This window comes from Nitrospira sp. BLG_2, assembly GCF_049222245.1.
Map to the genome: position 1 here is coordinate 1 of NZ_JBLYIG010000528.1, position 13,888 is coordinate 13,888.

General features: G+C 57.2%; 15 protein-coding genes. 3 read left to right on the plus strand and 12 right to left on the minus strand.

Translation table 11 applies throughout. The annotated features are described in order from the left end of the window. The 8 genes from ACOSYY_RS14110 to lepB all read right to left on the minus strand — a co-directional run. Positions 1-1,022: DEAD/DEAH box helicase (locus ACOSYY_RS14110; RefSeq protein WP_421663158.1), on the minus strand; the 1,022-nt coding region annotated here is incomplete at its 3' end. Between the two features lie 322 nt (positions 1,023-1,344). Continuing rightward, positions 1,345-1,665, minus strand: a complete 321-nt coding sequence (locus ACOSYY_RS14115) for a hypothetical protein (RefSeq protein ID WP_421663159.1) — start codon at positions 1,663-1,665, stop codon at positions 1,345-1,347. 193 nt (positions 1,666-1,858) lie between these two features. Continuing rightward, positions 1,859-2,644: a hypothetical protein gene (locus tag ACOSYY_RS14120; protein WP_421663160.1), complete on the minus strand. Its 786-nt coding sequence runs from the start codon at positions 2,642-2,644 to the stop codon at positions 1,859-1,861. Between the two features lie 167 nt (positions 2,645-2,811). Continuing rightward, positions 2,812-3,210: a secondary thiamine-phosphate synthase enzyme YjbQ gene (locus ACOSYY_RS14125; protein WP_421663161.1), complete on the minus strand. Its 399-nt coding sequence runs from the start codon at positions 3,208-3,210 to the stop codon at positions 2,812-2,814. Positions 3,211-3,294: 84 nt separating this feature from the next. Next, positions 3,295-3,798 (minus strand): hypothetical protein, encoded by a 504-nt coding sequence (locus ACOSYY_RS14130; RefSeq protein WP_421663162.1) that lies wholly within the window; start codon positions 3,796-3,798, stop codon positions 3,295-3,297. Between the two features lie 252 nt (positions 3,799-4,050). Beyond that, positions 4,051-4,434: an STAS domain-containing protein gene (locus ACOSYY_RS14135; protein WP_421663163.1), complete on the minus strand. Its 384-nt coding sequence runs from the start codon at positions 4,432-4,434 to the stop codon at positions 4,051-4,053. 189 nt (positions 4,435-4,623) lie between these two features. Next, the gene (locus ACOSYY_RS14140; RefSeq protein WP_421663164.1) at positions 4,624-7,410 is read right to left on the minus strand and encodes an anti-sigma factor antagonist; all 2,787 of its coding nucleotides are present in this window, start codon (positions 7,408-7,410) and stop codon (positions 4,624-4,626) included. 144 nt (positions 7,411-7,554) lie between these two features. Then, complete coding sequence (gene lepB / locus ACOSYY_RS14145; RefSeq protein ID WP_421663165.1) at positions 7,555-8,514, minus strand: signal peptidase I; 960 nt, start codon at positions 8,512-8,514, stop codon at positions 7,555-7,557. A 284-nt stretch (positions 8,515-8,798) separates the two neighbouring features. On the opposite strand from lepB, the gene ACOSYY_RS14150 reads away from it, so the two are divergent. Next, positions 8,799-9,230, plus strand: coding sequence for a hypothetical protein (locus ACOSYY_RS14150; protein WP_421663166.1), 432 nt, complete (start codon positions 8,799-8,801; stop codon positions 9,228-9,230). Between the two features lie 311 nt (positions 9,231-9,541). Continuing rightward, positions 9,542-10,270 (plus strand): outer membrane protein, encoded by a 729-nt coding sequence (locus tag ACOSYY_RS14155; protein ID WP_421663167.1) that lies wholly within the window; start codon positions 9,542-9,544, stop codon positions 10,268-10,270. Between the two features lie 32 nt (positions 10,271-10,302). On the opposite strand, the gene ACOSYY_RS14160 is transcribed toward ACOSYY_RS14155, so the two are convergent. Continuing rightward, complete coding sequence (locus tag ACOSYY_RS14160; RefSeq protein WP_421663168.1) at positions 10,303-11,496, minus strand: geranylgeranyl reductase family protein; 1,194 nt, start codon at positions 11,494-11,496, stop codon at positions 10,303-10,305. Positions 11,497-11,686: 190 nt separating this feature from the next. Between ACOSYY_RS14160 and ACOSYY_RS14165 the strand changes: the two genes are divergently transcribed. Next, entirely contained in the window at positions 11,687-12,373 is a 687-nt protein-coding gene (locus ACOSYY_RS14165; RefSeq protein WP_421663169.1) for a zinc metallopeptidase, read from the plus strand. Between the two features lie 60 nt (positions 12,374-12,433). Here the strand turns inward: ACOSYY_RS14165 and relB are convergent, their stop codons facing one another. From relB to ACOSYY_RS14180, 3 genes are all read right to left on the minus strand, one after another. Beyond that, positions 12,434-12,793, minus strand: a complete 360-nt coding sequence (relB, locus tag ACOSYY_RS14170; protein WP_421663170.1) for a type II toxin-antitoxin system RelB family anti-toxin — start codon at positions 12,791-12,793, stop codon at positions 12,434-12,436. After that, complete coding sequence (locus ACOSYY_RS14175; protein WP_421663172.1) at positions 12,790-13,149, minus strand: type II toxin-antitoxin system RelE/ParE family toxin; 360 nt, start codon at positions 13,147-13,149, stop codon at positions 12,790-12,792. Before ACOSYY_RS14175 ends, relB begins: the two co-directional genes overlap by 4 nt. A 411-nt stretch (positions 13,150-13,560) precedes the next feature. Beyond that, positions 13,561-13,888 (minus strand): hypothetical protein (locus ACOSYY_RS14180; RefSeq protein WP_421663173.1); only part of this gene is annotated, 328 nt, incomplete at its 5' end.

Genomic DNA, 13,888 nt, shown 5'->3' on the forward strand with positions numbered 1-13,888 from the left:
GAGGACGGCAAGTCGTAGTTGATCACGTGTGATACCTGCGGAATATCCAGCCCGCGTGCCGCGACATCAGTCGCCACCAGTAATTCGGTTTGCCCGGCCTTGAAGGCCTGCATGACACGGTCACGCTGCCCCTGGCTCATGCCGCCGTGAATGGCCTCGGCTCGATGACCACGGCCCGTCAACATTGCCGTCACTTCATCGACTTCCAGTCTGGTTCTGCAGAAAACCAACGCGGAGTTCGCGCCTGCCACCTCGATGACGCGGGCGAGGGCCGCCGCCCGATGCGGCCTCGCGGCGATATACGCCGTCTGCTGGACACGCGGGGCCGTGCCGGCCTTGACCGGTTCTTTGGCGATAGTGATCTCGATCGGATTCTGGAGATGCCGGTGCGCGATCGCGCGGATTCTTTGGGGAATTGTCGCTGAGAAGAGGGCGGTCTGTTTAGCCTTAGGTGTCCCGGCAAGGATCGCATCCAAATCGTCCGCAAATCCCATGTCAAGCATTTCATCCGCTTCGTCCAATACGACGGTCCTCACCTCCTGTAGTTTCAGCGTGCCACGGCGAATATGATCCAGGGCTCGACCGGGTGTGGCGACGATCACGTCGACACCACGCTTCAGGGCGTGCAACTGCGGGCCGATCGCCTGTCCACCGTACACCGGTAATACGCTCACTCGTAATTCTTTTCCGTACCGCTGCACTGCTTCCCCGACTTGGATCGCCAATTCACGGGTCGGTACGAGCACAAGTGCGGACGGACGTACTCTCGCGGCATGGCCGATTCGCTGCAGCATGGGTAATGCGAAGGCGGCGGTTTTGCCGGTGCCGGTCGCCGCCTGTCCAAGCAGATCCCGGCCCGAGAGGAGCGGAGGAATCGCCTCGCGCTGGATGGGGGTGGGTTCTTCGTAGCCCAGCGTTTCCAATGTCGCGAGCAGCGGTGCTTCAAGTCCTAAGGCGGCGAAGCCGGGTGAAAACCCTGTTACGGTCGGAATAGTAGACTCTGAGGATGGGCCATGTTTCATATGGTGCTCAACGCCTTTCTGCCGTCGATGGTCGTGGAACGACTGTTCACAGGAGGCTGGATGTTACGTTGAATGTGGCGGTAGTGCAAGATCGATCGGAATGGATCCTCAGAGAAGGTCGCGAGCAGACCGGCGAGCATCAACAGTTTTGAACTAAGTACTGGAGGAGGAATCGATCCTCAGTCCGTCGGACAGGGATCAGTGTATCTGAGGATTGCTTCCGGACAGGCGCTCGGCGTCCACCCGCCCGGATACAGGCGACATTGTGATCGGTATGGGTCATCTTCTGTGCGACGCCGTCGAACAAAGAGACCTATTGCTTCTATGACTTCGGCAGGGCCAATGCGCGTATTGGAATGAGCCGATCCTCCGCCGGAATAAGGAACATCATTTGTGCGAGTGCTCGGTACCTCGCTTCCAACTCACGGCATCGATTCACGAACCGGCCGGCGGATAATCTGGGGAAATAGTCCCGGTGCTGTTCGTAAAAGAGCGCCCGGCGTCCCCAACGTTCAGCCTTGAAGATACACAACCGGGTGACCAATTCCAAAAGATGGTTCGGTGACAACCGTTGGGGTCCTCGTCTCACCGGAGCTGGGATCACAGAGGTGGATACAGTCAGTCCCTTTATCACTTCCTTCATGGCGCGGCCTCCTTGTAGATATCGCCTGACCGTCGTTTTGAGCCTCATGACTCAAGCGTTCATAGTATGCGTTCATCCTGGTATCATCTTATAGTCCTGAAACATAAAAGGATCATTAGAGGGAGATGAAAAATTCTTCATAAAGACTGAAAGTTGATCACCCGATTGCCGTACCGTGCGGAAGAGCGTGGCGCTACTCTTTGTATCGTGCAGGGGGTACGAGGCTGACATCGGCAATGGCAGTCGCGTGGACCGGAGGATGGACCCCTTCGAATGTCGCCGGAAACACGTACAGGCGTTCCCCCACCGAGAATAGCAGCCGATATTCCTTTTCGGCATCATGATGCAGATACACGGTGAGCAATGAGGATGTCGTTTGTTTATCGACGCGCGCCCAATTCAGGCCTAGCTGCGCAGGGACCACGTAGAGACCGGCGGCAATGGCGGCGAATGCGATATACGTCATCGACTGGTCAATGAGCCGGCCCCTTGTCGTGAGCTGTACCACGACCAGCTCGAGCGCAGAGCTGAACAAGAGCAGCAGCGCGGCGACACCAATAATCGACAGAACGATAGCCGAGATAACATAGCCGAACATGCTCAGGAGCGGGACTATCACTAAGAGAGAGAGCAGGAACCATGAACCGTACCGAACCAAAATCACGGAGAGCCTGAACTGAAAACTCGCCGTCACGTCTTGATTCCCGATCACCGCGAGATTCGTCGTCGCCAGATACCCGAAGTAGAGCATCAGCAACAGCGGTACCCAGCTTTGATTAAAATAGATCGCCGCCGGAACCTCTTCCAAGATCCACGAGGCTCCAAATTCAGAGAAATAAGCTTTCGTGTAAATCGATCCGGCCAGATATGCCACTCCAGTAATGACGGCCAATCCGGCCAACGCCTTCGGTGTCTGCTCGATGAGTCGTCGAGCCCCTGCTCGGGAAGATGTGCTCTTGTCGGGAGCGTCATGGGGCATGGGGCGCGATGAAAATCTCGAATGGCCGGTCATTCTGGCTGGTCTTTCGACATCACCCAGCTCAGGTCAGGCTACTCTTCCACACGGTTCAACACAAGTGCGGGAGATAGGGGGGATTCAGAAGAACAGGAATCCGCCGAAGCCGATGGCCGACTTCGCGTCTTCCCTCAACCGGGTATCAAGGTGACGTGCACGGTCCGTTCACGCGGGCCATCGAGTTCGACGAGCATCACCGATTGCCACGTGCCGAGCACCAGCTTTCCGGCCGATACCGGAACCGTCAGCGACGGTCCAAGAATCGACGAGGCCATATGGGACCAGGCGTGCGCGGGATTATGCGCATGCTGAAAACGAATTCGAGGAATCATCTCTTCGACGACCTCCAGGAGATCATCGTCGGTCCCTTCCCCGATTTCCCCGGTGGTCAACGCGGCGGTGGTGTGCGTCACAAAAATGGCGCAGAGGCCCTCCTGGATCTTCGCCTGCCGGATCACCGTCTCAAGCCGATCGGTCAAATCGACGATCTCTTTCTCGGCGGCCGTTCGAATATGGAGTGCTTCGCTCATATGGAATTGCCCTAGAAAAGTTGAAGAAACATCATCATAGAGAAGGCAGGCATCCCTCTCTACTAGGAGAACCCCGACGAGGTCTCAATCCGTGCGTCGCGTGAATGTGAAGAGAGACCGAATCCCGGGAAACGACGTGTTGATGACCTCTTCGGTCGGACCCACGAGCGTCATGGCAGGATAATAGTGCCGGATCCAAAGCCGTCCAAGATACACAGGTACAAAATACAATATGCATCCGGCCGCGATGAGACTCAAGCCGCCCGGCAGTCCGACTGTGTCGGTGGCATGCAGCAACCGTTTCCCCACGACCGCGGCGAGCACTGCCGCGCCGACCATCGACTCCATTACCCATAGAAATTGCGTCACGGTCAGTTTCAGGGGCAAGCACCGGAGCGGCGAGACATACAGACGGCAGGGTGCTTGGGGGAGAGCGGTCAGTAGGCGATGTCCCATACGGTGGACTGCCCAGCTGAGCACAAAGCCTATGAGGCTCTGAACGACGATAGCGATGGGGGATTCGTTGGCGACAATGGAAGCAGGACCGATCATGAACATCATGGGTGCCGCATAGATGGTGCAGCCCAAGATGTCTTCATATGTGAAGGTACGGACAAGATCTCGACAACTTTGCGTAAAGGAGTCTGGGGGGCCGGAAGGTACATCCATCAGAACATGTCCTCGATGACACACGCGAATAAACGGGGTCTTTGTAAGGGAAGAAGAGGGCTGGTGTCAACCGATTGTGAGGCGGAAATGCGTCCCCGGCATACTGGCCGAGTGAGATGGGAATCTAATTATCATTGATCGTGGAGGCAACTATATTCATGGGAATGCGATCTAGCCTTTAAAGGCGGCGGCGGCCTCTTCTTCCGTGCGACATAATTGGATGTTCTCGCCATACACGCGTTCCAGCAGATTAAAGCCGCTTGCCTCAAGCGCTTCTTTGACCATCCCTTTTGCAGCGGCAATCTTCATCTGGCCTTGAACATTGTTAAGCTGCTTGCCAGCCAGAATAAGGACCCGGATGCCGCCGCTGCTGATGTAATCCACATCAGCCAGGTTAATGACGACTTTTTTCGCGCCGGCATCGATAATCCTCTTCATTTCCTGGTTTCCCTGTTCGGCGGTGGTGGCGGAAAGGCTGCCCTGCATCTTGACGAAGGTGATTCCGGCGTTCTCGCGAGAGGTCACCGTCAACGTGTGTCGGGTCTCTTGGTCCATGGGTGCACTCCTTCTTTCTTTGCCTCTTCTCCAATAATCTTTTTCAAAGCGGCCGACTTATTCGAGTCGAGTCGACTCCCCTACCGCTCCAGCGCGCCCATCATACCATCGATATGTTCGCGATTCCATCCGAACGATATCCAAGACGCGCCGACGATGCACTGTGTTTCGGCCGATCGAACGGCGGTATTAGCGAATCTCGCGGACCTTCGAGATGGCGTCTTCAAGCGTGGGGGCATGGAGGCTCATCACCATCGCCCCACTCAATTGGAGCACCGTTCTGACGTGATCGTTCCCTCCACTGAGCACGACTCTCCCGTCTGTTCGGCTCATGGTCATCACGGCTTTCAGGATCACCCGCAGTCCAATGGATGAAATGTACGAGATTTTGGAGAGATCCAGGACAATTTTCCGTTCCCCACGCTCGATATGCTCCATCAGGATACGCTCGACCTCCGGTGCGCTGTTCGTGTCGAAGCGGTTCTGCGGGGTGACGATCATCACGTCACCACTTCGATGTGATGTGACACTCATTGCGGTGCTCCTAAGGTGTTGGTCCGGTTGTGGCGGTTTCCGTTCCCTTTCGAACGCCCTGATTCCGGTCCGATCGGGACGTCTCATAGAGGCGGACGGTTCAGATACGAACTTCTTTTTCACTGTCAAAACGTTGTGTCCCACGTTGCGATGGTACGTTACCTCATCAAACATCGAGCGAATCAAGTGAATTCCCAAACCGCCGATCTCGCGTTCATGCAGGAGCAGCGACAAGTCAGGCGTGGCGACCGTCAAGGGGTTGAAGGGAGTCCCATCGTCCGTAATGGTCAGAACCACGCACTCATCGCGCACTTCGCCTTCCACCACGATGGTGTGTTCCGCCGGATCACCCGGGAAGGCATACTGCACGACATTGTTGAGCAGATCATCCAGCGCCATGTTGAGTGTGGGGATCAAGGGTTTGGCTCGTTCCCATTGCGCCACATACCGCTCAAAAGCCGTCTGTATCGTGGGAATGGCCGCCAATCGGTTGAGCATTGATTGACGAAACACCCTCACCGCCACATCGGACGGGGCGATCCCGAGATACCGTATCCCCAATATGGTGATATCGTCGGCCTGCGGGGCGTCACCGGCGAAGGCCTTCACCGCTTTCATGACCTCACCGATGCGATCGACGACCGAGGCGGCCCTGGATTGGTCGAGAACCGTTTTCAATCGATCCTTGTCGAACAGTTCGCGCCGTCTATTGTCGGCTTCGGTCACCCCATCGGTGTACAAGAAAAGCTCATCTCCGGGACCCAACTGGAAGAGGCTCTCCTTGCAAACGATGCCCGACATGGGGCCGACGAGAGGCCCGTCTTGGGCCGTCAACCACTCAAACCGCCCATCCCGTCGCTTGAGCAGCGGAGGATTATGGCCCGCGTTGGTCGTGAGGAGCGTGCCGTCCCGGAGATTCAAGATGCCCAGGTACAGGGTGACGAACATGCAGCTGTCGTTCTCCGCGCTGAGCGCGTCGTTCACATGTGTGACGATACTGGCGGTCGAGGGATCCGATGATGCCCGAGTCTTCACCATGATTTTGGTCATGGCCATGAACAGCGCGGCAGGAACTCCGTTGCCCGACACGTCTCCGATCACGAAACAGAGCCGATGATCATCGATCAAGAAGAAATCATAGAGGTCGCCTCCGATCTCCAGAGCCGGTTCGAGGACCGCATAAAGCTCCAGCTCCTTCCGATCCGGGAAAGCGGGAAAGACGCGCGGAAGCATACTGAGCTGAATATCCCGGCCGACATTCAGCTCTTCCTGCATGCGGGCCTTCGCCGCCTCCACCAACGCCAGCGAATCCGCTAAACGCGCTGTGGCATCCTCGGCAGCCTGCTCTGCGCGTTTCAAGGCCGTAATGTCGGTGGCGATGGCGACGATGTCGCCGTCGTGCGTCATCCGCTCGTGAATCTGGAGCCACTCGCCGCTGGAACGGTATTGAAGATAGGGGCCCTGAGGATTGCGATGCATGTCGAGGTGCTTCTGTATCCACGATTCGACATCCCCGATCGCGGCGGGAACATCACCCCGTTCGGCCACACGGCGAATGATCGATTCGAACGAGTCGCCAAGTTGCACTTCATTGCCGATTCCTGAGACCGCTTCGCGATATTTTTGGTTGCAGATGACCAGGCGGTCGTCCGAGTCAAACAGCGCAAACCATTGGGGAACGCTCTCGATGGCTTCGATCATCCGGGCATGGCTCTCGCGCGCCAGGCTTGATGCCGCCGTCACTTGCCGATCGATGATGGCCAGGAGGGTCGAGAGCGATACGGCGACCACCGCGAGGAGATCGACTTCGATTCCCGGCGGCGGAGCAACGGTCGTCATGTCGGACATACTGTACGTTCTGTAGGTTGGAATCATCCCGATGAGGTGGGTCCCTGCAAGAGCAAATCCCATGGCGGTCGCCTTTTCCGTCACCCGCCAGTTTCCGTGCGCGATATTCCAGGCACCGAGTCCGAGGACAATGATACTCAGTGCCACGATCCCCACAATCGACAGCACAAAAGGGAGCGCGTCATTCTGGAGATCGATCGGCTGGTGGACGGCCAACATGCTGGTGAAATGGGTCATGGCCATACAGGCCCCCATCAGCATTCCCCCGGAGACGAGCCGCATTCGACTGTCGGCATGGCTGCTGATGATGTACACGGCTACGGCTCCTGTCGCACCGGCGGACAGAAGAGAAAGAACGGCGAGCGCCGAGTCCTGGGTTGCCGAGACCGAACGGCAGAACGCCAGATTACCGATATAGTGCATGGCCCATATTTCAAGGCCGGCTGCGACGGCACCGATCGTGAGCCATCGCACCTTGACCGGGTCTTGATCTGGCGCGCGCATCCGTTCGGCGATGCTGAGGATGACATAGGCAGCCGCGCCTCCCAGCAGCATCGAGGAAACGGCAAGCAAGGGATTACATATTCCGAGCAAGATGAAACTCCACTCAAGTCACGTCAATGGGCGGCGTAGACGTCATAGCAAGCGCCCTTCATCTTGGATCCATTGCGGCAAGTCAACGTGGATATGACACTGATATTTTCGGCATCACCGACCCCGCGAGGCTCCACGGCACGGTCAACGCACCTGTTGATTGAGACGATCCCAGCGAGGAGTCCTCGTGGCGGGATCGACCGACCAGTAGACGAACACCGCCTGCCCCAGAATGTATTCCTTGCTGATCGGCCCCAAGAAGCGGCTATCCAGACTCTCTTCCCGGTTGTCACCCAAGACGAAATAGGCATCGGGAGGCACGGTCACCGGCCCAAGATTATCACGGACGTTTCCGGCCATGCTGGATCGGTCAGTATGTTGCACATAGGGTTCGGTCACAGCTTCTTCGTTCCGAGAGACTACTTGATGATGAATGTCGATCCGATCGCCGGGAACCCCGATCACACGGTGGAGAAAGAGTGTCCCGTTCTCGTCCGGATAGCGATAGACGACGACATCACCGCGCTGCGGTTCGGCTGCGCGATACACAGCTATGTGCGCAATCACATGGTCTCCCGGCAAAAGCGCCGGTGCCATCGCCTCATTCGAGATCTGGAACAGATGCGACCGTGCTCGTACCAACGGCAATAGGTCCGGCAGGCGGTCCTTCACAAAATTCCAGCGGAGTTCCTGCACTCTCGACGTCGGGATGAGGACTTCCCTCTCATATCCATCGACTAACCGCCCGGCTTCTGTGGCCGGCAACGTTGCGACATAATATTGCGCGAGATGATGCTCCCAGAAATTTGCCGGGGCCAGATTAAACAGCATGGCTTTGAGCGCCCGTGCAAACGACTGCGCGATGAGCTCCATCTCCGATGGAGCGAACGGACGAGCGAGATCAGACTCGACTTCCAGCTGATGGCTGAATCCCGCCACATCGGCTTGGTCCACGATCGACTCATACAATCGATCCGACGCTACCTCCAGGCCCGCCAACTGATAAAAAACAGCCGGTGACTCACCATCACGACCCGACTGCACCACAGGAGCGGTGCCGCACCCAGCCCACAGTCCACTACATGTCACAAGACAGATGGCCATGCAATAAGAAGATCTGCCAAGGGTGCGGGACATGAAGGAGATAATCCGGAGGTTCAGTCTATACTCCTCTCGGTTCTGTATCCGGGGAGAATACCGCACTGGGGTTCGGTAGGGAAGCCCACCCACCTAAGGCTACCGCCACACGCGAAACAGGCCAGGGCGACACTCTGTGAAGTTCTTTAACAGGCCATCCTCCTGGCGAACGACCAAGCCTAGGTCTCTTCCCAGCCCTCGATTAAGCTCGACAGCCATACACTAAGAACACGATATGGGAAGGAGTCGCTATGCGCAGCGTATTGATTGGCATCATGGGAATCACCGTCATGGTGGTCGTAGCCGGAGCTATGGATAGTCAAGCGGCGAACGAGCCGTCGACCATTGCGCCGGGCGGTGGGAAGAGCCCGGTGACCGGGGGACGGCCTGACGAGCAGGGTCCTCGATTGGGGCCCGGCAATCGTGGCACCGGAGAGCCCGGCAGACCGTTGATCGACCCCAGCCAAGTGCGGTCCGTGCCGTCTGGGCCCGGGACGATCATCGGACAGGTGTTGTCCATTGTAGGCGATACCTACGTCGTGCGGCAATCTGACGGCCATGAAGTGATACTCAAGTCTACAAACGCCACCGATGTGCAATCGGTGATCAATATGGGAGAGTCCGTGGAGGCCCAGGTGGATTCAGCGGGAGTATTGACGCAAATCAAACCGGCGGGCCGGTGAGGATACGGACAACTCCGACATAACGAAGGCTCTTGGGACGACGTCCTCTATATCTCTCGATCAATCTCCGACAAGATAGTCAAAGGTCTCCGGGTTCACGAGGTCGCAAGTCATGGATTCCCCACCACCGCTCGGTCCTTGGACCCGTCCTCCGACAATTTCTCAATAGATAGGCCGGCATCCCAACTCCTCTAAACTGTACGTCACGCGTGTCCCAAGTCCACGATCGAAAACCTAAAAATGCTGGCCAAGAAGCTGCATCCGTTATGTAATGACGGCCAAGACGGTTTACTCAACAGGAGAGCACGATCATGATCTGTCGAATGGCTATCGGCGTTCTCGGCCTCACGCTATGTATCGGGATTTTGGTATATCCAAACGAGGGAGCAGCTGAATGGTACGGTGATGCCTATGCGGGGGCTGTCTGGACTTCAAACACGGACCTGACCGTCAATAGCTCGTTGGGAACCACGACGACCTACCAAGACCTCGACGTACACAACAATTGGACGGCTGGTGGCCGTGCGGGGTACTGGCTAGACAAAGAGAAGATGGACTGGCTTGGATTCGGGCTGGACGTTTTTTTCTTCCACCTCAAGACCCCTCCAGGGCAACAGGTGGGCGTGACCGGTGGCGGAGGCACTACCACACAATTCGCCCATTGGAGCTTGCCTGCATGGGGAATCGGCTTCGATGTGCTCCGTTTGCGTCTCCCGCTCTTCCGAGACGAACAGTTCGTCCATGGGCGCGTGCAGCCGTTCATCGCCGCTGGGCCGACGCTGTTCATTACCTACGCGGGGCAGAACACGTTTGTCCAGCCGGGCGGACAAAGCTCCACCGACGTGTCCGTCGGCGCCAAAGTCGACGCCGGAGCGACCGTCATGATCACGAAACGGATCGGAGCATTCGCGCAATATCGCTTTACGCACTTCACCACCGAATTGGAGTATCAGAACACCACGCCGACTCTCGCCACTGAAGCATTCAAGACTACCTACGACTCGCATCATGTGATCGCAGGATTGTCCATGCGCTTTTGATTTCGATGATGGCGTCTCTGCTCGGCCTTGTATCAGACTTGGTCATCGTGGGGACGAGCAGGCCTGTAGGCCGAATTCCTCAACCATCTTGGCGATAGCAGCCGGAGCAGGGTTCGAGGCTTGAACGTCAGGTCTCGATACTGTTTCTTGCCGGCCATCACGTCCGTCACGGCTTCGCTGAGAATTTGTCCGTGTTGGGAAAACGCCCACCATCTCATGCGCGGAAAAGTGTACAGCAGTCGGGCCAAACATCCGCCTCTTTGCAGTTCAGGAAGAATCGACTCTGTCACCGAGCCGTTGTACGTATTCCGTACGAGTTCCTCGTCAAGTTGCCCATCAATCAAGGCTTGTGCCGCTAGCAGGCCGCTGCGAATGGCGAACGAAATGCCTTCCCCGGTGACGGGATCGGCGAAACCGGCGGCATCACCGACCAACAGGATGCGCCTCTCGGCGAACGGTCCTCGTCGCGGTCGGCTGGGAATGACGAAGCCGTGGCGTTCGACCTGCGCCAGGGCCCCACAGCCGAGTAGGTCGAGATAGCGCGCCATTGCGCCCTTCAGATCCCTCTCCCGCTGCGCCATCGACAAGACCCCAATCGACAGGTGTGTCTTTTTTGGAAAAACCCAGGCGTACCCGTGGGGAATCAATCCGACATCAAATCTCGCGGTTCCGTGAAATCTGTCCAACCGGTCATGGGGCATTGTCACTTCGTACTCGAGGGCAGGAATCAGGATACGTCCGTCGGCCAGACCCATTTTCCGAGCGACCGTACTGATCGCCCCGTCGGCTGCCACGATGAATTTGGCGCGCATCGACTCTGCGCTTGTGGCGAGCGTGACGAAGTCACCGTGGAACGAGACGTTTTCTACAGCGCAGCGTTGGTGAACGGCAGCTCCGGCTTCTTGAGCCGCCGACAGAATCGCGAAGTCAAACTGCGACCGCATCGTCATGGAGACGATGGGCATCTGTCGATGAGTCGTAAACGATAAGCCTGCAGGGAGAATATTCAGCCGCGCAGTATAGCAGTCCTGTTCGATTACCTGGCGCACTTCTACTGGCAATGCCTGCATGGCCCGTCCAACGAGACCGCCTCCACAAGTCTTGTACCGAGGCAGAGCGGCCTTCTCGAGTACGGCGACAGACACTCCCGCCTTCGCCAGACGCCACGCCGCGCAAGCGCCGGCCGGTCCACTGCCGACGACGATGACGTCATACCTGGAGTTCATGCATCACGCATATGGGCTACTCAGGAAGGATCCCGGTACCTTTTCTACATCCGGAACTCCTCCTGAGGCAATGTGGCTATCGGAGGTCGATAGTCGATCTTTCGGTTCTTGTCGTCAATTGTGTTAGCCTGTGGGGAGAGCCTTGGCCGGGTGCTTCACCCGGCAAGCGTGGTGGAGAAATCAGGATACTATGGTGCGTCTCATCCTACTCGTAATCGTGGTCGCCCTGATCCTTGTCGGGCCGCAACTCTGGACCAGACGGGTATTTGCCAGGCATAGTGCGCCCCGTGACGACTATCCGGGCACCGGAGGTGAATTGGCTCGGCACCTGCTCAATCGGTTCGACATGCCGCACATCAAAGTTGAACCGACCGAGAGGGGTGACCACTACGACCCAGTCACCAAAACGGTCCGCCTCACGCCCGCGATCTTCGATGGAAAATCACTCACAGCCATCACGATCGCCGCCCATGAAGTCGGGCACGCCATTCAAGACCACCTGGGTTACCAGCCGCTCGCCGAGCGCACAAAGCTGGTGAAGGTCGCGCAGGGCGCGGAGAAGGCCGGGGCATTGCTGATGATGGGAATTCCGGTTGCGGCAGCCGTGGCCCGCACGCCGGTCGCGAGCGTGGTCGTCATGATGGCCGGCATGGCGACGATGGGGATCTCCACACTGGTCCACCTCGTCACGTTACCCGTCGAGTGGGACGCCAGCTTCAGACGAGCCCTCCCCGTTCTCCGTCAAGGCCGGTACCTGACGCCTGACGATGAGCAGGGCGCGCGCAGCATTCTCACAGCTGCCGCGCTGACCTATGTCGCGGCCTCCCTCGCGAGTTTGCTCAACTTGTGGCGCTGGATCGCGTTTCTCCGGCGATAAAGCCCGGCGGTGGACACATGCCGTTTGGTCAAACGGATGGACAGCATCCAAGCGCCATAGTCATCCTGTTCGACGCCGATGTGTGCGCGCCGTGCGATAGCGGGCCAAGGGCTCAGCCACATGGACAGTGGAATCGTCAGGTTCGAAGATGACGCGTACGCGAGCATGAAGTTTCCTCGCCACCCGGCGCAGCATACTGAGCGAATGGCCCTCATAGCCCGGAGATTCCAAGCGACAAATCTGCTGCTGCGAGGTCTTTACGCGCTGAGCCAATTGCTTTTGCGATAACCCAGCCTGTTGGCGTAGTGCAGCAATCTGTAGCGCCACCTCCCAGGCTTCTCCCGCTTCTTTGAACCGGCGGGCAAATTCCGGGTCATCCAACTGCTCTTTGAGATACCGATCGAAATTCGTCTGCTTCATATTCCCATCCTGCTTCGCCAGTCACGCATCCGGTCTTGAGCCGTTTCAAGATCACGAGACGAAATTGTCCGACCTTTATTCCTGATGCCGTGCACGACAACGATTCGGCGACGCTGCATGAAAAACCATAGAACCCTCGTGTTCAGCTTACCCACGTGCCGCAACTCATACAGCCCTTTTCCCAGCGCTTTCGACAACGGCTCCCGATGATACTGCGGATTGCGCAACTTCGCCAAACCCGCCAGCACCGACGCAAAGTCACCCGGGTCTGTGGCTTTAAGTATGTCCAGGAAGTCCTGAACGGGGCAATGCCTTCCGACTGTCTCATAGAACTCTATCGTGAATTCCAGACTCATGCAACATCAATATAGATGTTGTAGCTCAGCCAACTAGGAGACGTCAACGGACAAAAGACAAAGATTATGAGATACGTGGAGGAACAATTACATCAGTATGGCGGCTTGGATATCGGCTTGGGCCGACTGAGGGGAGCATCCAGGATGTCGGCTTCGATCGCCCGTTCACTGAGTTTTCGAAGGATCAGCTCCACGAGCATGCCGTGCCCGAAAGGCAGGCTTCCTCATCATCACTTTCGCATTTATCTCAATGCGATGTGCAGTCATCGTATGTCGTCGAATTTCAACAAGGACCAACGTCAGATGCATAGTGTGCTCGCCTGGCTCATCCCATTGATCCGCAGTACCGATTGCCACGTGTCGAGCATCAGCTTGCCGCACGAAATGGCACTATCTCATGCGAAACCGCATTCAGGCCGCTCCCCAACCTGGGATGAACATGAAATAGGTTATCAGAAGGAGAAATCCCCCGACAATGATCCAAGGGGCGCGATGCTGCAAGCCATCCGTTGCTGATAAGCCGGTCGCCATGACTACCACCCCCAACACAACATAATCGAATTCACTGGTCCATTTGAGGACGAAATCATGGTCGCTAAATGGCCAGAGGATGTGGAGCGGCCAAAGCGCGATCATGTCGCCGCATAGATGGATGCCTCCTCCAACCACATTGAGTCCCAGCAGACGCGAGAAGGACAGGGTCTTGATCCAACGGCTCTCGATTGCGGCTAGCAGCATC

Excerpts from the sequence above, each read along its gene's own strand:
- ACOSYY_RS14135 (WP_421663163.1), bottom strand. The coding sequence starts at position 4,434 with ATGGACCAAGAGACCCGACACACGTTGACGGTGACCTCTCGCGAGAAC.
- ACOSYY_RS14120 (WP_421663160.1), bottom strand. The coding sequence starts at position 2,644 with ATGCCCCATGACGCTCCCGACAAGAGCACATCTTCCCGAGCAGGGGCT.
- relB (WP_421663170.1), bottom strand. The coding sequence starts at position 12,793 with ATGAAGCAGACGAATTTCGATCGGTATCTCAAAGAGCAGTTGGATGAC.
- ACOSYY_RS14160 (WP_421663168.1), bottom strand. The coding sequence starts at position 11,496 with ATGAACTCCAGGTATGACGTCATCGTCGTCGGCAGTGGACCGGCCGGC.
- ACOSYY_RS14175 (WP_421663172.1), bottom strand. The coding sequence starts at position 13,149 with ATGAGTCTGGAATTCACGATAGAGTTCTATGAGACAGTCGGAAGGCAT.
- ACOSYY_RS14155 (WP_421663167.1), top strand. The coding sequence starts at position 9,542 with ATGATCTGTCGAATGGCTATCGGCGTTCTCGGCCTCACGCTATGTATC.
- ACOSYY_RS14115 (WP_421663159.1), bottom strand. The coding sequence starts at position 1,665 with ATGAAGGAAGTGATAAAGGGACTGACTGTATCCACCTCTGTGATCCCA.
- ACOSYY_RS14125 (WP_421663161.1), bottom strand. The coding sequence starts at position 3,210 with ATGAGCGAAGCACTCCATATTCGAACGGCCGCCGAGAAAGAGATCGTC.
- ACOSYY_RS14150 (WP_421663166.1), top strand. The coding sequence starts at position 8,799 with ATGCGCAGCGTATTGATTGGCATCATGGGAATCACCGTCATGGTGGTC.
- ACOSYY_RS14165 (WP_421663169.1), top strand. The coding sequence starts at position 11,687 with ATGGTGCGTCTCATCCTACTCGTAATCGTGGTCGCCCTGATCCTTGTC.
- lepB (WP_421663165.1), bottom strand. The coding sequence starts at position 8,514 with ATGGCCATCTGTCTTGTGACATGTAGTGGACTGTGGGCTGGGTGCGGC.